General features: G+C 69.0%; 21 protein-coding genes. 14 read left to right on the top strand and 7 right to left on the bottom strand.

Features of this window, described 5'->3' with window-relative positions; genetic code table 11:
* The first annotated feature begins 279 nt into the window (after positions 1 to 279).
* Both D892_RS0118565 and D892_RS0118560 read left to right on the top strand, forming a co-directional pair.
* Complete coding sequence (locus D892_RS0118565) at positions 280 to 603, top strand: hypothetical protein (protein WP_024802691.1); 324 nt, start codon at positions 280 to 282, stop codon at positions 601 to 603.
* Positions 603 to 1184 carry a carboxymuconolactone decarboxylase family protein gene (locus D892_RS0118560; protein WP_024802690.1) on the top strand — a complete coding sequence of 194 codons (582 nt, stop codon included), beginning with the start codon at positions 603 to 605 and terminating at the stop codon, positions 1182 to 1184. The genes D892_RS0118565 and D892_RS0118560 overlap by 1 nt, the downstream gene beginning before the upstream one ends.
* A gap of 261 nt (positions 1185 to 1445) precedes the next feature.
* Here the strand turns inward: D892_RS0118560 and D892_RS41475 are convergent, their stop codons facing one another.
* The gene (locus D892_RS41475) at positions 1446 to 1796 is read right to left on the bottom strand and encodes a hypothetical protein (protein WP_024802689.1); all 351 of its coding nucleotides are present in this window, start codon (positions 1794 to 1796) and stop codon (positions 1446 to 1448) included.
* Positions 1793 to 2587: a class I SAM-dependent methyltransferase gene (locus D892_RS0118545; RefSeq protein ID WP_024802688.1), complete on the bottom strand. Its 795-nt coding sequence runs from the start codon at positions 2585 to 2587 to the stop codon at positions 1793 to 1795. Before D892_RS0118545 ends, D892_RS41475 begins: the two co-directional genes overlap by 4 nt.
* Before the next feature lie 104 nt (positions 2588 to 2691).
* Between D892_RS0118545 and D892_RS0118540 the strand changes: the two genes are divergently transcribed.
* From D892_RS0118540 to D892_RS0118520, 5 genes are all read left to right on the top strand, one after another.
* Positions 2692 to 3354 carry a transcriptional regulator gene (locus D892_RS0118540; RefSeq protein WP_024802687.1) on the top strand — a complete coding sequence of 221 codons (663 nt, stop codon included), beginning with the start codon at positions 2692 to 2694 and terminating at the stop codon, positions 3352 to 3354.
* 185 nt (positions 3355 to 3539) lie between these two features.
* Entirely contained in the window at positions 3540 to 4022 is a 483-nt protein-coding gene (locus tag D892_RS0118535) for a hypothetical protein (RefSeq protein ID WP_024802686.1), read from the top strand.
* Between the two features lie 15 nt (positions 4023 to 4037).
* Positions 4038 to 4775, top strand: coding sequence for an ABC transporter ATP-binding protein (locus D892_RS0118530; protein ID WP_024802685.1), 738 nt, complete (start codon positions 4038 to 4040; stop codon positions 4773 to 4775).
* Positions 4772 to 5620 carry a hypothetical protein gene (locus D892_RS0118525; protein WP_024802684.1) on the top strand — a complete coding sequence of 283 codons (849 nt, stop codon included), beginning with the start codon at positions 4772 to 4774 and terminating at the stop codon, positions 5618 to 5620. Before D892_RS0118530 ends, D892_RS0118525 begins: the two co-directional genes overlap by 4 nt.
* 138 nt (positions 5621 to 5758) lie before the next feature.
* Entirely contained in the window at positions 5759 to 6352 is a 594-nt protein-coding gene (locus tag D892_RS0118520) for a DinB family protein (protein WP_024802683.1), read from the top strand.
* 147 nt (positions 6353 to 6499) lie between these two features.
* Here the strand turns inward: D892_RS0118520 and D892_RS0118515 are convergent, their stop codons facing one another.
* Both D892_RS0118515 and D892_RS0118510 read right to left on the bottom strand, forming a co-directional pair.
* The gene (locus D892_RS0118515) at positions 6500 to 6784 is read right to left on the bottom strand and encodes a hypothetical protein (protein ID WP_024802682.1); all 285 of its coding nucleotides are present in this window, start codon (positions 6782 to 6784) and stop codon (positions 6500 to 6502) included.
* Positions 6785 to 6897: 113 nt separating this feature from the next.
* A complete protein-coding gene (locus D892_RS0118510; protein ID WP_024802681.1) occupies positions 6898 to 7095 on the bottom strand; it encodes a hypothetical protein in 198 nt (65 codons plus the stop codon).
* Positions 7096 to 7361: 266 nt separating this feature from the next.
* Between D892_RS0118510 and D892_RS0118505 the strand changes: the two genes are divergently transcribed.
* Positions 7362 to 7583: a hypothetical protein gene (locus tag D892_RS0118505; protein ID WP_024802680.1), complete on the top strand. Its 222-nt coding sequence runs from the start codon at positions 7362 to 7364 to the stop codon at positions 7581 to 7583.
* A gap of 143 nt (positions 7584 to 7726) precedes the next feature.
* Positions 7727 to 7996: a hypothetical protein gene (locus tag D892_RS0118500; RefSeq protein ID WP_024802679.1), complete on the top strand. Its 270-nt coding sequence runs from the start codon at positions 7727 to 7729 to the stop codon at positions 7994 to 7996.
* Between the two features lie 13 nt (positions 7997 to 8009).
* Here the strand turns inward: D892_RS0118500 and D892_RS0118495 are convergent, their stop codons facing one another.
* Both D892_RS0118495 and D892_RS0118490 read right to left on the bottom strand, forming a co-directional pair.
* Positions 8010 to 9539: a substrate-binding domain-containing protein gene (locus tag D892_RS0118495; RefSeq protein ID WP_024802678.1), complete on the bottom strand. Its 1530-nt coding sequence runs from the start codon at positions 9537 to 9539 to the stop codon at positions 8010 to 8012.
* Positions 9540 to 9707: 168 nt separating this feature from the next.
* Positions 9708 to 10334, bottom strand: a complete 627-nt coding sequence (locus tag D892_RS0118490; protein WP_024802677.1) for a TetR/AcrR family transcriptional regulator — start codon at positions 10332 to 10334, stop codon at positions 9708 to 9710.
* A 202-nt stretch (positions 10335 to 10536) separates the two neighbouring features.
* On the opposite strand from D892_RS0118490, the gene D892_RS0118485 reads away from it, so the two are divergent.
* The 3 genes from D892_RS0118485 to D892_RS43790 all read left to right on the top strand — a co-directional run bounded on the left by D892_RS0118485 (position 10537) and on the right by D892_RS43790 (position 12893).
* Entirely contained in the window at positions 10537 to 11031 is a 495-nt protein-coding gene (locus D892_RS0118485) for a nitroreductase family deazaflavin-dependent oxidoreductase (protein ID WP_024802676.1), read from the top strand.
* 578 nt (positions 11032 to 11609) lie between these two features.
* Positions 11610 to 12002 carry an NYN domain-containing protein gene (locus D892_RS0118480; protein ID WP_024802675.1) on the top strand — a complete coding sequence of 131 codons (393 nt, stop codon included), beginning with the start codon at positions 11610 to 11612 and terminating at the stop codon, positions 12000 to 12002.
* 261 nt (positions 12003 to 12263) lie between these two features.
* Positions 12264 to 12893 carry a pentapeptide repeat-containing protein gene (locus D892_RS43790; RefSeq protein ID WP_024802674.1) on the top strand — a complete coding sequence of 210 codons (630 nt, stop codon included), beginning with the start codon at positions 12264 to 12266 and terminating at the stop codon, positions 12891 to 12893.
* A gap of 141 nt (positions 12894 to 13034) precedes the next feature.
* Here D892_RS43790 and D892_RS45275 read toward each other — a convergent pair whose 3' ends face one another.
* A complete protein-coding gene (locus D892_RS45275; protein ID WP_024802673.1) occupies positions 13035 to 14000 on the bottom strand; it encodes a hypothetical protein in 966 nt (321 codons plus the stop codon).
* 303 nt (positions 14001 to 14303) lie between these two features.
* Here D892_RS45275 and D892_RS48605 point away from each other — a divergent pair, with 303 nt between their 5' ends.
* Together D892_RS48605 and D892_RS0118455 are read left to right on the top strand one after the other, a co-directional pair.
* Entirely contained in the window at positions 14304 to 14993 is a 690-nt protein-coding gene (locus D892_RS48605; protein WP_024802672.1) for a three-helix bundle dimerization domain-containing protein, read from the top strand.
* Positions 14994 to 15845: 852 nt separating this feature from the next.
* Positions 15846 to 21326: a carboxyl transferase domain-containing protein gene (locus D892_RS0118455; RefSeq protein ID WP_024802670.1), complete on the top strand. Its 5481-nt coding sequence runs from the start codon at positions 15846 to 15848 to the stop codon at positions 21324 to 21326.
* Positions 21327 to 21342 lie beyond the last annotated feature (16 nt).

The raw sequence follows: 21342 nt of genomic DNA, 5'->3' as shown, positions 1-21342 counted from the left end.
CGCCGGTCACCGATACGAGAAGACAAACCGGCCCGCGAACCGTCGAGGCCGCGGGACGGGATCATGTGCCCGACGAAAACCGTTACGGCACAACATTGTCAACACAGTCTCGATCCGGAAAGCCCCCTTACCACCCCCGGTGCGGACCGCGGACGATGCCGGCCCGACAACACCCGGACATCGTCGACGCCGCCGATCCGACCACTCCCGGCATCGTCGACGGCGGAGTATGGTGCACGGGCGTAGACGGCTCGAGCTGGTGGGAAGGCGGAGGGTGCCGTGCCGGACGAGGACAGCAAGCGCGCAGCGCATCGGGCGCTGGTGGACCGGGTACTGAACGGAGCGGCCAGGACATCTCCGGAGCAGCGCGCCGGCGCCTTCGGCAACGCCGATGTCCCGCCACCCTTGGTCGAGCTGATCGGCAAGGTCACCACGAATCCCACACGGATCACCGATGCGGACTTCGCCACGGCGAAGGCATCGGGTTACAGCGAGGACCAACTCTTCGAACTGGTGGTCTGCGCCGCGGTCGGCCGGTCCGCCCGGCTGTACGGCGCCGGCCTGGCGGCCCTGGCAGAGGCGACCGAGGCGGAGGCCGAATAGTGCGACTCGACATCCTGAACCACGGCTACCCCCGCCGGACCAAGATGCTGTTCACACTCATCCGGATGTTCTCCGGGCAGCCGGTTCCCGACGCCGCCAAACTGGTCTTCTACCGTCCCGATTTCTACGGCGACCGGTCGAAGGAGTTCACGCACGAGGCGATGCGCGGACCGTCCGACTGGTCGGTGGCCGACCGGGAACTGATGGCGGCCTTCGTCTCGAAGGCGAACGAGTGCGCGTTCTGCGTCGGCGCACACTCCGCGACCGCCGGCCAGGCATACCGGGACGACACGAAAGTGCAAGCAGCACTGGAAGATCCGGATTCGGCCCCCATAGACGTCGGCCTGCGGGCAACGCTACGGATGCTCGGCAAGCTGACCCGGGAGGGAGAGGTCGGCGCCGAGGACATGCGCGAAGTACTGTCGGCAGGTGTCTCCCCTCAACAGATCGAGGACGCGCTGGCAGTCTGCACCGCCTTCGACACCACCAACCACCTCGCCGACGCTTTCGGCTTCGAAGTACTGAGCCCCAAGGGTTTCGAGGCCGGAGCCAAGTACCTTCTCAAACGCGGCTACCGATAAGACAACCGCAGGCCGGTCGAGGTCGCGCCCGGCCGGACCGCACGCCTTGCTCCCGGTCGGTGGCACGCCTCACCTCGCAACACGCAGCTCGGCGGCGAGTTCCGCCGGATACCGATGGCCCTATGCAGGGTGCGCACAGCGGTTGCGCGTGCCGTGGCGACATGATGCGGCGCGATCGAGACGCTCGGCCGCGTATGTCACCGGCGCGGAATTCGTCGTCGACGGCGGGCTCACCGCGCACTGATCCCCCGGAGCCTGCGGTCAGCCGGTGCTCGCGACGTTCCGGTGCAGGACGACGTGCACCACCGCATCCTCTCGTGCGGTGAGGCGGTGTGGGTCACCGGCGGCAATATGTAGCACGGTTCCGGGGACGAGGTGGTGGGTTTCGATTCCGGCATCGGTCGTGACCTCGAGGTCGACGGTTCCGCTGACGCCGTGGACGAGGATGGGGCCCGGCGCGCGGTGTTCGTCCAGGATCTGGCCTTGGCGGAAGCTGATGCGGACCAGGGTCAGGCCGGAGCCGTGCAGGAGGCGCTGGGCGTTGGGGGCAGCGCCGTCGCGCGGATGCCAGGCGGTGGTGGCGGTGGCGAAGGAGGTGGCGGTCTCGGTCACTGCTGGGGCTTCCTTGCGACGATCTCGATGGCCGCCAGCCGGCGGCGGTGGGTGTTGAAGGTGGCGCGCATGGCCAGCACGCGCCGCCGGGCGGCGCCGTCCCGGAGGATGTTGCGGACGATTCGCGCGGTGCCGAGCAGACCTTCGTCAGCAACCATGCGGCGCGGCCGCAGCAGCGCCATGGGAGCGAATTCGACTGCGCAGACCTCGAATCCGGCGGAGGTGAGCAGTTCGGTCCATTCGGTCCGGGTCAGCGGCCTGGCGTTGACCTTGATGGATCGTGCCAATTCCTTGCGGATCGTGGTCTTGGTGTCGTCGTCCAGGTCGTCCGGTTGCAGGGCAAGTTCGTGAATGGCGTACCGGCCGCCGGGGCGCAGCACCCGGAACGCCTCCGCGATGATCTCGACCTTGTGCGCGTCGGTCTGCATGGTCAGCATCGCCTCTCCGACCACGGCGTCGGCGGAATCGGAGTCGAGGCCGGTGGCGGCGGCGTCACCACGGGTGATCGCCCCCGCGGCGCCGACGGCGTCGGCACTGAGAGCCGCTGCGGCGTCATCGGATTCGACGCCGCGATAGCTGGCCGGGGCGCGGCTCAGGATGGCCGCGGCGGTCTTGCCGAGGCCCGGGGCGAGTTCGACGACATCGGCACCGCGCAGCTCGGCATCGTCGAGCATGCGGTCGGTCAGTTCCTTGCCGCCCGGCCTGAGGATGCGTTTGCCGAGACGCGCGAGCAGCCAGTGCCCGGGCATGTGCGCGGAGTCGCGCTCGTCGTACGGTAGCGGCTTGGTCATCGGTACGTTCCTGTCGTTCGGCTGCCCGCGGGCGGCGGTTCTACAATGCGGCGGTTCTACAATGCGGTGAGGTCGATGCGATTCGGCGGGTGAGGAGGAGCGCGATGTCCGCCACGCCCAGGCAGCGGGACAAGGTGCTGGCACTGGTGCGCGACTCGCTGGAGCCGCTGGACGCGCCGGTGATCGCGCAATCGCTCGGCATCCACAACACCACCGCGCGATTCCATCTGAACGCCCTGATCGACGAGGGACTGGTCGAGGGCACCTGGCTGCCGTCGGCGACGGTGGGCCGGCCGCGCAAGGGCTACGTCGCGGTCGGCGCCGATCCGACGGCGCCACTGCTGGACGCGCTGCTGGCGCAGTTGGGCGGCGAGCCCGAGGAGCGCCGCGCGAAAGCCGCTGCGGCGGGCCGCATCTGGGCCGACACGCTGGCCGGTATCGGCGGCGGCTCCACCGAGCTGCCCGATCCGGTCACCGTGGTCACCACGACCATGACGCGGCTGGGTTTCCAGGTGTCGTCCACGATGTCGAGCTTCGGCACCCATGAGATCCAGGTCTGCAACTGCCCGCTGCGGCGCATCGCGCGCAATGCCCCGGAGATCGTGATCGGCATCCAGCAGGGCCTCATCGAGCGCGTCCTCGAACGGCATTCGCCCGCGCTGGCGTCGCAGTACGGCGTCGACGTCCGCCCCGACACCGCCGGCGACTGCGGCGTCACGCTGCGACTGACCAGCCGTTCGCCGCGGAGCACTCCCGCCGTCAGCTGAGTTCACCACTCCCGCTGCACCTTCCGTCACCTGTGGCGCGTCCGCCGACGCCGCCACAGCTCTCAGTACCGTGCTATTTAAATAACTCTTGACCCTGCCGATTAGGTTAGGCTAACTTGCAGGCGTCAGCTGGTACTTTACCCGCATTCGCGGGTGCACGGTCAAATCATCGAAAGGGTAAAAAGATGAAAAACCTCAGGACCTTGGCCTGCGCTGCGCTGGCCGTCGCCGGGATCGGCGCGGCGATGACGGGGACGCAGGCGGTCACCGCGCCCGCCGCCTCCGCCGACTCCGGCGACTTCCTCATCACCCGCGACGTCCCCACCCTCGCCGACCTCAACGCCCAGGTGGAGTTCCTGGTGGAGAAGCCGGCGTCCGACGAGACCAAGGCCGCGAACCTGGAAGGCGGCATGAACGCGGTCGTCGTGCCGCGCACCGTCTACAACCTCGGCCTGTTCCGCGCGCCGCTCGGCTGGAACGAGGTGACCGGCCCCGAAACCCACAGCGGCGACGAGCACACCGCTGTCCTGCACAGCAATTCGTCGGGGCGCCCCGGAATCGTCATGCAGGTCACCTGGAAGCGCATCGACGGCTCGTGGAAGATGGCCAACAGCTCGCTGTGTGAGGGCGTCGAGGCCGTGGGCCTCTCGATTCCCTGCAACTTCTGATCGGTGGCGGGCGCGATGATCGAAATCCGTGATCTCACACTGCGATACCCGGGCGTGACGGTCCTCGAGGTCCCCGAACTGACCGTTCCCGACGGCGGTCTCACCTATCTGCTCGGGCTCAACGGCACAGGTAAGACCACTCTGCTGCGCTGCGTCTGCGGCATCATCGCGCCCGCGACCGGAACCGTCGGCGTCGACGGTGTCCCCGTCCGAGCCCACCGGACCACCCCGGCGACTCTCGGAATGCATCTGAACTTCCAGGCCTTCGATCCGCGCCACACCGCCCGTCGGCACCTGCGCTGGATCGCCCGCGCCCGCGGGCTGCCGGTCGGCAGAGTCGGCGAGGTGCTGGACACGGTCGATCTCACCAGCGTCGCCGATCGCCGGCTCGCCCACTATTCGCTCGGCATGCTGCAACGGGTCGGCATCGCGGCCGCCCTGCTCGGCCGGCCGCGGACCCTGCTGCTCGACGAACCCCTCAACGGCCTCGACATAGCGGGCATCCTCTGGATGCGAAACCTGCTGCGCCGCCTCGCCGACGAGGGGGCCTGTGTGCTGGTCACCACCCATCTGCTCGACGAGGTCGAGCGCAATGCCGACCGGGTCGTCATGCTCGGCGAGGGTCGCGTCCTCACCGATCGGCCGCTCCCCGAACTCATGCGGACCCTCGGCCCCGGCGAGACCACCCTCGAAGACGCCTACCTGCGCATCGCGGGTCCCCTGGCAGCATCGACGATCGGCGGCACGCTGTGAACACTCCGGTCACTCAGATCCGCCGCGGCGTTGCGGCCGAGTGGACCCGCACCTCCGGGCGCAGCTTCCTGTGGACGGTGGCCGTGCCGCTCGCCCACGGGCTGCCGCTCCTCGTCACCTTCGGAATCGCAGCTGTCGCAGAACGTTTCGCGACAATTCCCGGACAGATCCAGGTGACGTCATCGACGACCACCAACTCCGTCTACTGGGTCATCACTCTGTCGGTGTCGATCATGACGGTCACCGCCGCCTACGCGCACGCCGGCCAATGGGGCGGGCGGACAGGCGATCTCAACGCCTTCCTGTTTCCGCGCACGTGGACGGCGGCGCTGGCCCGGTGGATCTACTACGGCATCCTCTCGGCCGTCTCCACCCTCGTCCTGCTCGGCCTCGTGATGAGCCTGCTGCCGCGGCTGTTCCCGCACGTCTACGGCAGTGTGAACATCGCCGACCCGGCCGGCATCCGATTCCTGTGGACCGTACCGATCTACGCGTTCGCCGCCTGCGGTATCGGCATCGCGGCCGGATCGCTGATCCGGACCCCGTCGGCCGCCGTCGCCGTGCTGCTGTTCTGGGTCTACGTCGCCGAGAACTCGATCAGCCTGCTGCCCAACGGATATACCCTTCAAGGCTACGCACCGTTCCTCAACGGCGTCGCGGCCACCGGTCAGGAGATGGCCTTCCTTCCCCGCTTCGGCCGCACCGGCTCGCTCGTCTACTTCTTGGTCGTCACCGCGACGTTGTTCACCATCGCCGCGATCCTGCCCTCGCTCACCAACATCACCCGAACGATAACCACCGCAGTACATTTCAAGGGCCGGCTCCGCTCGGCCCACGGAAGCTGAATCCGTCCGAGGCGGTCACCGACGAGCCGATGCCCCGGCACTCGTACACCGCGGGAACCCGTCACCCGAGGCCATGCGGACCGCGGCGGCTCCGAAAATCGGTCGGAATCGTGTGGGAGCCCTGGCAGAGTGCCCCGCATGGCTGTCTACGATCCCAAAGCAGAGCTGCATCGGTATCTGCGTTTCGCCCGCGAAGCCGTGCTGTGGAAGCTCGACGGGCTGTCCGAGTACGACGTGCGCCGACCCATGACCCCCACCGGCACCAACCTGCTCGGCCTGGTCAAACATCTCGCCGCCGTCGAACTCGGCTACTTCGGCGACACGTTCGGCCGCCCGTACGACGAACCCCTCGCCGACCACGATTTCGCGGCGGATCCCACGGCCGACATGTGGGCCACGGCCGAAGAGTCGCGAGCCGAGATCATCGCGTTCTACCACCGGGCCCGGGCCCATGCCGACGCCACGATCGAGAGCCTCGACCTCGCCGCGCAGGGCTCGGTCCCGTGGTGGGACGAGGACCACCGGACCGTCACGCTGCACCGGATCCTGGTACACGTGGTCGCCGAGACGAATCGGCATGCCGGGCACGCCGATATCATCCGCGAACTCATCGACGGCGCCGCCGGTCTGCGCGCCGACAACGACAACATGCCCACCGACGATCCGGACTGGTGGCGGCGGTATCGGGAAACGTTGGAAGAGACCGCGAAAAACGCGGCGGGCCTCGGATAAGACAGTCCGGAACGCGGCTGGCACAGCCCGGGCTCTCCGCGGCCCGTCGTACGTCTCGAGGAGAACGCGAAAGCAGCGGCCGGGCTCGGCTGACAGCCCGAGTTCGACCGCCCGGCGCCGCGGTCGTTCATCCCCGGTATCGGAGATCTACCGGCTCCACGCCGCATCGGGCGGCAGCGACTTGCCCCGGAGCGCGGGGAAACGAGGGCGCCGACGACGAGGGCGCGGGCTGCGGCGGTAGACGGCGGCGGTGATCCGAGCGCCCAGCGAATCGGTGACATAGAAGTACTCGCCGCCCATATCGGCCGCGGCACAGGCGATTTCGTCGATCGACCCGTGAATGTCACCGGCACCGATGCGGCTGAGCCTCAGCTCGATCTCACCGAGCGAATCGAACCCGCTCTCCGGCGGAGTATCGAGTTCTACAGCCATCCGACGCACCAGAACACTGTCTGCCGCAGACCCCCACGCAGTCAAGACCGGTGGTCAGGCGACAGTTTGCGACGCCCGGTACCCGCGGCGGCTCCGATTCAGGCGGCTCCGGTTCAGGGAGACGCCGGCCGCAGGTCGGCGAATCTCCCGTACAGGCGATCGATGTGGCGGCGGACGTCGGCTAGTTCGTTGTCGATCGGTTGCCGCGCCTCCGGCGGTGCGGATCCGCGCCTGACGGACAGCATCCGGGCATGGTGCTCCAGCTCGGCCAGGAAAACTCGCGCCTGAGCGAGTTCGGGATCATCGTCCATCACACGGGCCTCAGCTCAGATCTCACCGATGTGTTTGCGGGCGCGAAACAGGTTGCGCTTGCGAAACATAACACCGTCGGCGCGCGGCCGACCCGGTCGTGTACAGCTGCGCCGAAAGGTGTTAAAACTGTAATGTTTCCGCGTTCGCAGGCGGAGATCCGCAGGGGTGCCGGGGACCTGTAGCGACCGTCCACCCCTGGAATTCCCGGACACCGCCGTCCGCGGGCATGCGATGTCGTCAGCATCGTCGCCGAAAGCGGGGCATCATGAAACAGGGTGAGGTAGTGGCCGTCACCGGCACGGCCGAAAGAGTGCACATACAGCTGCGGTTCGCCCGGGGCGGCGCCGTCCTGGATTATCGGGCCAGTCCGGTGGCCGCCGCGCGAATCGCCGACGAACTCGCCAGGCACGACGTCGAGGTGCGCGTCGACGACGCCGTCACCGACGAGCTGGCGGATCTCCCGCACGCCGAGCTCTGGTCGCCCTGATCCCTCGATCGCCGGATGTCGGCCGATTACCGGATGTCGAGGGGGCTTTGTTCCCTTTCCCCGGGTACGAGCGAAGCGTGACAATCGGTCCGGACGGCGGGGAGCAAGCCACCCGCCGATGACCGGGTGAGGAATTCTCGACGATGAGTACCGAGACGGTGAGCGTGGCGGAGGTTCGCCACGGGGATGTGATCCGCGATCCGGAGGGCAGAGATTTCTGGCGCGAGGTCCGCGAGGTCGGATTCGGCGCCCGCCACAAAGAGGACGGCACCGGCGAACAGTGGGATCTCTACGTATTCTTCGGGCCGTTCGTCGACGCGCGGGCGGACTCCGATGCCCCGGGCGATCGGCCGGGCGTCGACAGGTTCGTCTTTCGCGAGGACGCGCAGGTGATCCGGAGACTGCTGCCGTAGGACGCGCTCGTCATCAGCGTTGCGGGCTGCACGCGCCGGGCTGGGCGACCTCGCTGCACGGCATGGCGCCGTGCGTGCGGACGATGTCCTTACCCGCGCGGTCGGTGAGGTAGCGCAGGAACGCGGCCGCCAGTGAGTCGTAGGGCAATTCGCCCTTGCTGTGCGCGTATTCGACGCCCCAGAAGGCGTAGTCGCCCGCCACGGCCTCGTCGCGATTCGGGCGGTGCCCGTCGATGGTGACGATTTCGGTACCCGCGGCATGGGCGGCCTCGGAGTAGGCGACGTAACCGATGGCGCCGGGAATGTCGGCGACCGACTTCAGCACGTCGCGAGTGAGCGGCTCCTCGCACGCGGCGAGTTCGGCCGGGTCGGTGACCTGGATCGTGCGGCAACTGTATTTCGGCACCACCGATACCGGATTACCGTCGAGCAGTCGCTGCTGAAATGTCTCCCGGGTGCCGGAACCGACCGGCCGATTGATCACGCGCACCGGCTGATCCGGGCCGCCGATCTGGTTCCAATTGGCTACCTCGCCCCGGTACAGCGCCCGGATCCGGTCCTGGCCGAGGTCGTGAATATTCAGCGCCGGGTGCACGATCACCGCGAAGACCGACATCGCCAGCGGTCGCGACACCAGGTCGGAATAGCCGACGGTCGCGGGCCCGTCGGTGATGGCGATCAGCCCGGGATTGCCGGCGCCCTTCTCGTAGACGTCTTTCAGCCCGCGTTCGCTGCTTTCGAAGTTGAAGGCGAAATTCGCTGCCGGACAATCCTTTCGATAGGCCGCGGCGGTTTCCCGGATCACCGGTTCGAAGGCCGAGGAGCCGACCAGGGTGAGCGTGCCGGAGACACAGTCCGGTGCGGGCGGACCGTCGTCGAACAGCGAGAGCGTGAACTGCACCACGATCACCACGACGAGAAAAGTCATGAAGGCCAACACGGTTCGGGAAAGCCCGGTGCGGCTCTCGGTCTTGTTGACCCGGCCGTTCCGGAGCCGGCCCTGCAGAACGGGTTCGGGCGCCGGGTCGTCGCCGGAGATGCGCTGCAGAATGGCGAAGATCTTGTAGTGGTCGCGCCGGTTCATCGGCACCTTGGGCAGGTCGATGATGCCGACGCGGTGCCCGGCATCCTCGCGGGCATCGATGCCGCGGCCGGGCTCGAGATGTTCGCCCAGTGTCGCATCGCTCAGTTCGGTGACCGCCATGCCGATGACCCGGCGCTGGGGGAAATGCAGATGCAGGCCCACCGGCCCGTCGGGCATCAGGTAGTCGGCCGTGTCGATATCGGTGACGCCATCGTTCTCGATGCGGACCAGCACGACCGACAGGTCCTTGAGTTCCGCGCCGGGACCGCTCTCGTCGGGCCGGATCCGGGTCAGCACTCCGGGGTATGCCGACTCGATTTCGCCGGTGACCGGGGTGTCCATCTGGACGCGGTATCCGAGCTGTTTGCGCCGGATCACCACGAATTCCCACAGGAAGGCGATCAGCGAGACGGCGACCGCGACGAGCGGTAGTCCGATCTGGACCAGATAGTTGTCCATCCGGTTGCGTTCCCCCGAATATCGTAGAGTCCCACAATATTCGGCCTCCGCACGCAACCGGTCCAGCGAAGCGCACAGTGTTCGGCAACAGTTCACCGCGACGACAACCGGGTTCCGTCGAAGTGCGCACGCGCGGTTGACGATTCGTCACCGGCGCCGCGGCACGGATCACCCGCGGGGAACGCCGGGCGCCGGACCGGCGGGAAACCCGTTGCGCACGAGCGCCGGTGCCACCCAGGTCCAGAGATAGTCCCGGAGTTCTCGGCCGCGGCGCGGCGGCCGGCCGGGGTCGATGACGAAGGACTGGACGATGCGCAGCATGTGTTCGACCAACTGGTCCGGATCGATGCCGGCCACGGCCCAGTCGACGGCGAGCTGTCGCAGCATCGAGCGGCCGAATGCCAGTGCGGTGTCGGACGTTACGCCCGCCGAGAAGGCGCCGGCACGGCCGGGCGTGAGCAGCAGACCGAGATACTTCTCGTGCGGCAGGCGTTCGAGCGTGTAGGCGATGCTCTCCACCACGGCCGCGGCGGGATCGCGGATATCACTCAGGTGCCGGGCCAGAACGCCGAGGAAATGCCCGGTCTGCGCGATGGCGGTGGCGGTCAGCAGCTCGTCGGCGCTGCGGAAGTAGCGGTAGACCGTCTGCCGGGTGACACCGAGATCGCGGGCGACCTCCGCGATGCTGACATCGCCGCCGGAGCGGTCGATCGCTCGCCGTGCGGAGCTCAGGATTCGCTCGACGGCTTCGTCGTCGTCGGCGGGAGCCGCACCCGACCACCCATGCGTTCGCACCGGTTCTCCCTCCACCCCTCGCAGCTACGGCCGACGTTACCGAAGCGGCCCACTCGCACCCGCCGGCCGCCGACGATCCGGCCATTGACCATACATCTGGGTACCGATGTATGGTCTCATTGTGGCCTGCGGCCGCCGACCCCCGGCCGCGTCGCCAACCACACGCAGACCTCCCGACCCGCCCGGGACCCGAAAGGACGACATGCCCGCCAGCCCTCCTCCGCGCCCCGGACAACTCGACGCCCCGATCGTGCCGAAGATCATCAAGTACGCCGGTAAGGCTCATGTGTGGGCCTACCGCCGCACCGGCGGGCGGATCGGCGGGAAATGGCGCATCGGCGCCGGGTTCCGCAAGCCCGTGCCGACGCTTCTGCTCGAACATCGCGGCCGCAAGTCCGGGACGGTCTTCACCACGCCGCTGCTCTACATCACCGACGGCGCCGATACCGTCATCGTCGCCTCGCAGGGCGGGCTCCCGAAGCATCCGCAGTGGTACCACAACCTGCGCGCCGACCCGGACACCCACATTCAGGTCGGCCGTGACCGGCGTGCCGTGCGCGCCGTCGTCGCCGACGAGCAACAGCGCGCCCGCCTGTGGCCGTTGCTCGTCGACGCCTACGCCGATTTCGACACCTATCAGTCGTGGACCGAGCGGGAGATCCCGGTCGTCATTCTGCGAACCCGCACCGCATCCTGAACTGGTTGCGCCGCACCTTGATTCGCCCACTCACCGCAGGGACGACGGATCGCCGGGGTAGGGATCAGCTCGGCCCCCAACATGAGCCCTGACAGCCCGGGCCCTCCGATCGAACAACGGCATACGATGGTCGCCGACCGGAGCGATAGGCTCGAATCATGTACGCGCCCTGGGTGTTCCCGCCGTCGGACCCGTACACCGCCGGAATGCTTGCGGTCGGTGACGGCCACGAGGTCTATTGGGAGGCGTCCGGGAACCCGGAAGGCAAGCCCGCCTTGTACTTACACGGCGGACCGGGTGGCGGTTTGTCGCCGGGCTACCGCCGCCGATTCGATCCCGAGAACTATCTGATCGTCGGCTTCGCCACGCTGGTGACGCACTACTGGAAGCATGCCGCGTTCCTGCCGCCCTCCGCGCTGCGCGACGGAATGCCCGCGCTGCACGGGATACCCGGCATCCTGATCCAGGGCAAGCTCGATGTGAGCGGCCCGGCGGGAGTCGCCTGGGAACTGCACAAGGCGTGGCCGGGCAGCCGCCCCGCACAACTCGAGTCACGCGATATGCGAAAGACTGAGTGCATGACTCCCCTGTCCCAGCTGCTCGTGGTGGACGCCGCGAACGTCGTCGGCTCCAGACCCGACGGCTGGTGGCGGGACCGCGCGGGCGCCGCCAGACGACTGCTGGCAAAATTGTCCAGGTCGAACGAGACCCGGGACCACCCGACCGAAGTGCTCGTGGTCCTGGAGGGTGCGGCGAAATCCGCTGTCGACGAAGCGAATCCGGAATTCGGCAACCTCACGGTGGTCCTCGCGCCGGGCTCGGGAGACGATACGATCGTCGATGTCGTCGCAACTGCCGGCCCCCGCCCGATCACCGTCGTCACCGCGGACCGCGCCCTGCGCGACCGAGTCGAGGCCCTCGGCGCCACCACGATCGGCCCCGGCCGACTACTCGGCAGCCTGGACCGGTGACAGCCGCGACGCTGCACCCGGAATACGCCTCCGAACTAGCCGTTTCGCTGTCATGATGGACGAGCAGTGCGCGTCGAGACCCATACACCGGTTTCCGAGCAGGCAGGGCGAGCTATGCGGGGAAGATCGTCACCACCGCGGCAGAGGCGGGTCACCGGAACGGGTCGATCACTACGACGCCCCGAACCCGATCGGCGGCGCCGGTCGACACGGGCGCTACATCACGCGCTCGTCTGGAAGGGCTGGGCGAACCTGGTCGCGATGATGACCACGGTGGCCACGATCGCCGCCCTGTGGTTCACCAGTGAGTCGCTGCGCGCCACGAAGAACCAATACGCGCTGTCGCAACAGACCGTGGTCACCGATCGTTTCCACAAGGCCGTAGAGCACCTGACCGTCGACAAGCTCGAGGCCCGGCTGTCCGCCCTCTACCTACTGGAACGGCTGGCCAAGGATTCACCCGTCGACCACCCGACGATCTACTCGATCCTCGCGTCGTTCGTGCACACCCAGTCACCGGTGTGGCACTGCCGGCTCGTGGGGAGACCCGGCGACCGCGGCCGGCTGGAGTTCGATGTGCAGACCGCGATCACGGTGATCGGACGGCGCGACGTCACCCGCGACGCGCCCGGCACCGATATCGACCTCAGCGACACCTGCCTGTTCGGCGCCCGCCTGCGGGGAGCCGACCTGCGCGGAGTCGACCTGTCCGGGACGAACCTCACCGGCGCCGATCTCAGCCACGCGAACCTGACCGGCGCGACCCTCGAACGGGCGAACCTGTCGGACACCCGCCTGGACGACACCGATCTCACCGGCGCAAACCTCTTGGAAGCCAACCTGTCTCGCGACACCGAGCCCGTCACCCGCTCCGGCGACCACACCCGGTAGCACCGGTGGCCTCCCCGCCGTCACCTCACACCGGCGGCCGACGACACCGTCCGCCCCGCGCGGATCGCCGACAGGTCACGCGGGTCGCCGCCGACGGCTCGATCGTGTTCGTCGAGAGGGTGTTCCGCGGGCGGACCACGATCAACCGAACGGCGTGGACCACGTGTACGAGCGGGTCCAGTCCCCGTCGCGACCGGCCCAGCCCGACAGCGCGGCGACGACCTCCGCCGCCGACGCCATGCTGGTCGCGTAATGCCGCTCGGCCGTGCCCTCGCGGTATTCGACGTCGAAGTAGCCCTCGTCGACGTGGCGGTAGGTCTGGATGTAGTGCGCCGTCTCGGCGCGGGCGACCGCATCGCGCAGTTCGTAGATCAGGTAGTTGTTGCCCGGACTCAGGCCGGCGACGAGCTGCCGGAGTTGGGCCGGCGTGGGATCGGGCCGGACGCTGCCGTTCTCGGTGTGCGCCAGGTATTTCACTTCCCGCGCATCGGCGCTGCCGATGTCGCCGAGACGGAAACCGTTGAGCACCACGGCATCCTGGTCGACCGGATCCGGTTCGAGAAGCGTGCCGCCTTCCCCGTGAAAGCCGAACAGCTCCCCCAGCGCATCGTCGCCGAGGTCTGCGGCAAGGGGATCGCCGATGTCGTCCGGTAGATCTCCTGCCCGACAGGGCGATTCGAATGTCAGACGGTCACCGAGGTCCTCGAGCGTACGACCGTCGTAGGTCGAGAAGGACCGCACCAGGGCCCCGCCACGCCACACGGCGAAGCTGAGCCGATCGGTGACGCTGTGGCACGAGTGCAGGTGGATATCACGCCCATCGGCAGCGCCGAGGATATGACTCGGCAGCGCCGAGGGATGGTCCAGCGCGAGCAGCAGAGACCCGACAACGGTCAGTCCGGGAAACACCCCGGCGTAGACCACGTCCTCGTCCACCGGATACCTGGCCGACCAGAGCGCCTCGTCCTCGATGTCCTCGATGACGCGATACGGGAACATACGCCGCAACAGCTCCCGGGCCGCGGCACGGTCGGAGACCGGCGCCCGTTGCAGCACTCGCCCCGGCCGACCGTCCGTGTAGGCCAGCAAGGCCGTCTTGACACCCACCCGTTCACCCCTCGACAGCATCGGCTCGGCAGCATCGGCTCGGCCGATGGACAGCTTATTTCAGGCCCAGGTCGTTCTTACATCGCCGGGGCATGTCTGCCGTCCGGAAACCGTCGCGGCGACCGCCGGCCGGACCGTGGTCCTCCGAGTCGATCCGATCCGAAAAACGCTCTGCGCCAAGTATTTCGGTACTGTCTCATACGCTGCCACGCCCGCGGTACGCCACGTTGTGACCTGCGCTTTCGATCAGGTTCATCCCCAGTTTGGTTGCCGCGGAGGGATACCGGTGTCACCCTGACTAACGTGTCCACGCCAGAGCGGACGAAACGAGGGTACGCCGAGATCACCCCGGCCTACCGACTCCTCGACATCGTTCACGCCACGGCGCTCGCCCGCGCCGAACGCCGGCTGCACCGCGAGTTCACGATCTTGTTCGACGCCAACACGATCCACCGTTGCCTGCACGAGTCCTATACCGAGATCGGGGCCCGGGCACCGGTGAAGCTGTACCTGCCGCTGCTGGCCGAGCGTTTCGCCCGGCAGCAGCTGCACGCGCGGGCCAAGGTGGAGGGCCGCATCGAGCACACGATTCCGGTCGTGCTGTTCCTGTGCACGTTCAACGCCGGGCGTTCGCAGATGGCGCTGGGCTTCTGCGAGCACTACGCGCAGGGCCGGACGCTGGCCTGGTCCGGCGGGGCGGAGCCGAGCGGCGCGCTGAACTCCGCCGCGGTCGCGGCCATGGCCGAGGTGGGCATCGACATCTCCCACGAGTTCCCCAAGAGCTGGACCGACGAGATCATCCAGGCCGCCGACATCATCGTCACCATGGGCTGCGGTGACATGTGCCCGGAGCTCCCCGGCATCCGGTACGAGGAATGGAACGTCGACGACCCGGCCGGCCTGTCCGTCGCCGAGGTCCGGCCGATCCGCGACGATATCGCCCGCCGCGTCACCGACCTCCTGACCCGCCTCGACATCCCCCGCACCCGCTGAGCCCCGCCGCACAACCGAGCGGGCCGACAGCCGCAGGGAGTGGCGGATTCCGGGTGCCGGCCGCCGAGAGGCACGGCTCAGCATCACCGGGGCCGCCGGAAAGGAACGCTCGGACATGGCCGTACGACAGATTCCCTGGACCGGTCTCCGCCACCTGCCGCAGTTGCTGGGGCACAGGGCCGCACCTGTTCAGCTTCACCCGGTTCACCCCGAACAAGACCACCGGCATACCCGCGATCTGGCTCGCCGCAACGAGTTTGGCCGACCAGCTCGTGGGCATCGACGAAGCGGTCGGCGTCATGACGTACATCCGCCCCGCCCGCGGCCGCCAGATCGGATCGCTCTCGGTATGGACCGACGACAGCGGACTGGAGACCTTCATGTCCTTCCCCGACCGGCCGCCCTTACTACGCCGCCGATCCGCCCGTCCAGTACGGAAAAACGGGCCGGAGTGGCCGTAGGGGGTCGGCGCCCTGCGGGGTCGGATAACGCCGATGACCGCCCCCGCGAAGTTACCGCCGAGTTGGGCCTGACGGCCGACCTGTAAACGCCGATAATCCGGTAGGACATAAATATGGTGTAAGCCGTGTCGAGCCACACCGTGCCGGGCCCCGACCTGTGTGTCGTCGGGAAACATGCACGTCGCCCGGACACCGGGGAGCTGATTCGATAACGTGCTGCATCGCGGTGCGAGGCCGATCCGAATGCGGCCGCGTACCGCTGCCCGCAACACTTTCGTAGCCAATTTGGATACATATCGACAAGCGGATGTGGCTGCGCGGCAGCAGAATCTGAGAGATTCGAAGGGAGCCGGTCGGCCGGCCGGAGCTGTGGAGAGGAAGGGCTGCGGAGTTGTTCAGCCGTATCGCAATCGTCAACCGCGGAGAGGCCGCGATGCGGCTGATCCATGCCGTCCGGGATCTGTCCGCCCGGACCGCGACGCCGATCGAAACCGTCGCGCTGTACACCGATGTCGACCGCACCGCCACCTTCGTGCGCGAGGCAGACATCGCCTACGACCTCGGGCCCGCGTCCGCGCGCCCCTATCTCGACCTGAAGGTGCTGGAGCGCGCGCTGGTGGCGACCGGCGCCGACGCCGCCTGGGTCGGCTGGGGCTTCGTCGCGGAGGATCCGGCGTTCGCGGAGCTGTGCGCGGAGATCGGAGTCACCTTCGTCGGGCCGAGCGCCGAGGCGATGCGCAAGCTCGGCGACAAGATCGGCGCGAAGATGCTCGCCGAGGAGGTCGGCGTGCCGGTGGCGCCGTGGAGCCGCGGCGCGGTCGAGACCCTCGACGCCGCCGTGGCCGCCGCCGCGGAGATCGGCTATCCCCTGATGCTGAAGGCCACCGCGGGTGGCGGCGGGCGCGGCATCCGCGTGGTCCGCAGCGACGAGGAACTCGCCGACGCCTACGAGCGCACCAGCCAGGAGGCGGCGCGCGCGTTCGGCAGCGGCGTGGTGTTCCTGGAACGCCTGGTGACGGGCGCCCGGCACGTCGAGGTCCAGGTGATCGCCGACGGCCAGGGCACCGCGTGGGCACTCGGCGTCCGCGACTGCTCGGTGCAGCGGCGCAACCAGAAGATCATCGAGGAGTCGTCCTCGCCGATGCTCGCGCCGGACCAGTCGGCCGAGCTGAAGGCGTCGGCCGAGCGGCTGGCCAACGCGGTCGGTTACCGCGGCGCGGCCACCGTCGAGTTCCTCTACCACCCCGGCGAGAAGCTGTTCGCCTTCCTCGAGGTGAATACCCGCCTGCAGGTGGAACATCCGATCACCGAATACACCACCGGATTCGATCTGGTGGAGGCCCAGCTGCACGTGGCGTCGGGCGGCCGCCTGGAGGGCGAGCCGCCGGTGGAGCGCGGGCACGCCATCGAGGCCCGGCTCAACGCCGAGGATCCGGACCGCGATTTCGCGCCCGCCCCCGGCCGCATCGCCCGGCTCGACCTGCCGTCCGGTCCGGGCATCCGGGTCGACACCGGCGTGAGCGCGGGCGACACCATCCCCGCCGACTTCGACTCGATGATCGCGAAGATCATCGTCTACGGCCGCGACCGCCACGACGCGCTGGGCCGGCTGCGCCGCGCGATGGCGGAGACCACGGTGATCATCGAGGGCGGCGCGACGAACAAGAGCTTCGTGCTGGACCTGCTCGACCAGCCCGAGGTGATCGACGGCACCGCCGACACCGGCTGGATCGACCGCGTCCGCGCGGAGGGCCGGCTCGTCTCGCACCGGCATTCGGCCGTCGCGCTGGCCGCGGCCGCCATCGATGCCTACGAGGAGGGCGAGCGGGTCGAGCAGCAGCGGCTGCTGTCGACCGCGTTCGGCGGCCGCCCGCAGGTGCAGCACAAGAGCGGCCAGCCGCTGGACCTGCAACTGCGCGGCGCCACCTACCGCGTGCGTGTCGCCCGCGTCGGGGCGCACCGGTTCCGCGTCGGCGTCGAGTCGGGCGAGGAGATCCACACCGCCGACGTCGAACTCGACCGCTTCGACCGGCACACCGGCCGGATGGTCGTCAACGGCGCCCGCTATCGCGTGGTCACCGGCACGCACGGTCCGGTGCACCTGGTCGAGGTGGACGGCGTGGCACACCGGGTGACCCGCGACGAGGGCGGCGTCGTTCGTTCGCCCGCGCCCGCGCTGGTCGTGGCCACACCGCTGGAGGTCGGCGCCGAGGTCGAGGCGGGCGCACCCGTCCTCGTGCTGGAGAGCATGAAGATGGAGACGGTGCTGCGCGCACCGTTCAAGGCCCGGCTGAAGGAGTGCCTGGTCTCCGTCGGCACCCAGGTGGAGACGGGCGCGCCGCTGGTGCGGCTGGAGCCGATGGCCACCGAAGACGAGGCCGCCGAGGATGTTTCGGCCACCGAACCCGTCGACCTGGACCTGCCGGCCGAGCCCGAGCCCGCCCTCATCCCGGGCCGCCAGCGCGCCGTGCACGGCCACGAGAACCTGCGCAGCCTGCTGCTCGGCTTCGACGTCGACCCGCACGACGAGCGCCGCACCCTCGACGACTACCTCGCCGCCCGGCGCGCGGCCGATCAGGACGGCCACCGCACGCTCGCCATCGAGATCGAACTGGTCGACGTCTTCGCCGATCTCGCCGAGCTGAGCCACAACCGGCCGGCGGGCGAGGACGGCGGCGCCGACCACGTGCACAGCGCCCGCGAATATTTCCACACCTACCTGCAGAGCCTCGACGTCGAACGGGCCGGGCTCTCCTCGGCGTTCGAGGCGAAGCTCGCCAAGGCGCTGGGCCACTACGGCGTCACCGACCTGGAGCGCTCCCCGGAGCTCGAGGCCGCGGTGTTCCGGATCTTCCTGGCCCAGCAGCGCCCGGCGGCCACCGCCGGGGTGGTCACGACGCTGCTGCGGGAGTGGCTGCAGGAGCCGCAGCCCGACGAGATCCTGCGCGAGCCCGCCGGACTGGTGCTGGAACGGCTGGTGGCCGCGACGCAGGTCCGCTTCCCGGTGATCGCCGACCTGGCCCGCGGCGTGGTGTTCGCCTGGTTCGGCCAGCCGCTGCTGCGGCGCAACCGCGCCCGGGTCTACGCCGGCGTCCGCAAGCACCTGCGCCACCTGGACGCCCACCCCGACTCCCCGGACCGCGCCGAGCGGATCGGCGAGATGGTGCGCAGCACCGAGCCGCTGGTCCGGCTGCTGGGGCAGCGGCTGGTCCGCACCAACCGGAACAACGCCGACAACGCGATCATGCTGGAGGTGCTGACCCGCCGGTATTACGGCAACAAGGGCCTCACCGGCGTGCGCACCCACGAGGCCGCCGGATGCACGTTCGTGGTCGCCGAGCGCGAGAGCTCCCATATCGTCTCGGCCGCGGTGAGCTTCGATGCGCTGGGCAGCACGCTGCGCGGTCTCGCCGAACTGGCGAGCGGCGCGCACGCCATCGACGCCGACATCTACCTGGCCTGGGAGCCGCAGCCGGAGAACCCCGACGCGATCGCGACCGCGCTGCACGAGGCCGTCGGCGCGCACCGGCTGCCCGACCAGGTCCGCCGGCTCACCGTGGCCGTCGCCGGCAGCCGCGGCGCGGTCATGCACCACCACTTCACCTTCCGGCCGTCGGCCACCGGCATGGCCGAGGAGCGGCTGATCCGCGGGCTGCACCCGTACATCGCGCAGCGGATGCAGATCGAGCGGCTGAGCAAGTTCGACCTCACCCGGCTGCCCTCCTCGGACGAGGAGGTGTACCTGTTCCGGTGCGTGGCGCGGGAGAACCCGTCGGACGACCGCCTGGTCGCCTTCGCCCAGGTCCGCGACCTGACCGAGCTGCGCGACCACGACGGCCGCCTGGTCGCGCTGCCGACCGCCGAGGACACGCTCGCCACCTGCCTCGACTCGATCCGCCGCGAACAGTCCCGGCGCCCGTCGGCAAAGCGCCTGGGCACCAACCGGATCGTGGTCTACATCTGGCCGCCGAGCGATATGACCCGCGCCGAACTGGAGATGATCGCCGAGCGCGTGGTACCGACCGCCGCGGGCGCCGGGCTGGAGGAGATCCTGTTCATCGCGCGCCAGCGCGACCAGGAGACCGGCGAGCTGACCAAGATCGCGGTGCGGCTGGCGTTCGACGCCGCCGGCGGCACCGAGCTGACCGTCGGCGAGCCGTCGGACGCGCCGGTCGAGCCGCTGGACGGGTACCGGCAGAAGGTGCTGCGCGCACGCAGCCGCAACACCGTCTACCCGTACGAACTGACCGGCCAGCTCGGCGATTTCGCCGAGTACGACCTGGAGGGCGAGGCGCTGGTCCCGGTCGACCGGCCGAAGGGGCACAACACGGCCGGGATCGTCGCCGGCGTGGTCACCACCCCGACCGACCGGTACCCGCAGGGCGTCACGCGGGTGGTGCTGCTCGGCGATCCCACGAAATCGCTGGGCGCGCTGGCGGAACCGGAGTGCCGCCGGGTGATCGGCGCACTGGATCTGGCCGAGCGGATGCAGGTGCCGCTGGAGTGGTACACGCTCTCGTCCGGCGCCAAGATCTCGATGAAGTCGGGTACCGAGAACATGGACTGGGTGGCCGCCGCGCTCAAGCGGATCGTCGAGTTCACCCAGGACGGCGGCGAGATCAACATCGTGGTCACCGGCATCAACGTCGGCGCGCAGCCGTACTGGAACGCCGAGGCGACGATGCTCATGCACACCAAGGGCATCCTGGTGATGACCCCCGACTCGGCGATGGTGCTCACCGGTAAGCAGGCGCTGGACTTCTCCGGCGGCGTCTCGGCCGAGGACAACTTCGGCATCGGCGGCTACGACCGCGTGATGGGCCCGAACGGCCAGGCGCAGTACTGGGCGCCGGACCTCGCGTCGGCCCGCGACGTGCTGATGTCGCACTACGACCACACCTACGTCGCACCGGGCGAGCGGATGCCGCGGCGCACGCCGACGACCGACCCGGCCGACCGCGACATCACCGGCTTCCCGCACAACCTGGCGGGCAGCGACTTCACCACCGTCGGCGAGATCTTCTCGGCCACGGCCAACCCGGATCGCAAGAAGCCCTTCGACATTCGCACGGTGATGCGGGCGGTGGCCGACCAGGACCACCCGGTGCTGGAACGCTGGGCCGGCATGGCCGACGCCGAGACCTCGGTGGTCCAGGACGCGCATCTGGGCGGTATCCCGGTATGCCTGCTCGGCATGGAGTCGCGGGGCGTGCCGCGCCGCGGCTTCCCTCCCACCGACGGCCCCGACACCTACACCGCGGGCACCCTGTTCCCGCGGTCGTCGAAGAAGACGGCGCGGGCGATCAACGCGGCCAGCGGCAACCGGCCGCTGGTGGTGCTGGCGAACCTGTCGGGCTTCGACGGCTCGCCGGAGTCGATGCGCAAGCTGCAACTGGAGTACGGCGCCGAGATCGGCCGCGCGATCGTGAACTTCCAGGGGCCGATCGTGTTCTGCGTGATCTCGCGGTACCACGGCGGCGCGTTCGTCGTGTTCTCCAAGGCGCTGAACCCGAACATGACCGTGCTCGCGCTGGAGGGCTCGTTCGCCTCCGTGCTCGGCGGCGCCCCGGCCGCCGCGGTCGTGTTCTCCGGTGAGGTCGACGCCCGCACCGCGGCCGATCCGCGGGTACAGGAGCTGGAGGCTCGCGCGGCCGCCGGCACCGGCGCCGAACGCGCCGCGCTGACCGCGGAACTCGACGAGCTGCGCGCGTCGGTGCGCGCGGAGAAGCTCGGCGAGATGGCCACCGAATTCGATGGCGTGCACAGCATTCGGCGCGCCGTCGAGGTCGGCTCCGTCGACGCCGTCATCGGCGCGGCCGAGATGCGCCCGCGCATCATCGAGGCGATCGAGTCCCGGCTGGCCGCCTCCTAGGTCACATCCCGGCCGG

Origin of the sequence: Nocardia sp. BMG51109, from assembly GCF_000526215.1 — a bacterium.
Classification (GTDB): Bacteria; Actinomycetota; Actinomycetes; order Mycobacteriales; family Mycobacteriaceae; genus Nocardia.
This window is presented reverse-complemented; position numbering and strand designations above follow the sequence as displayed.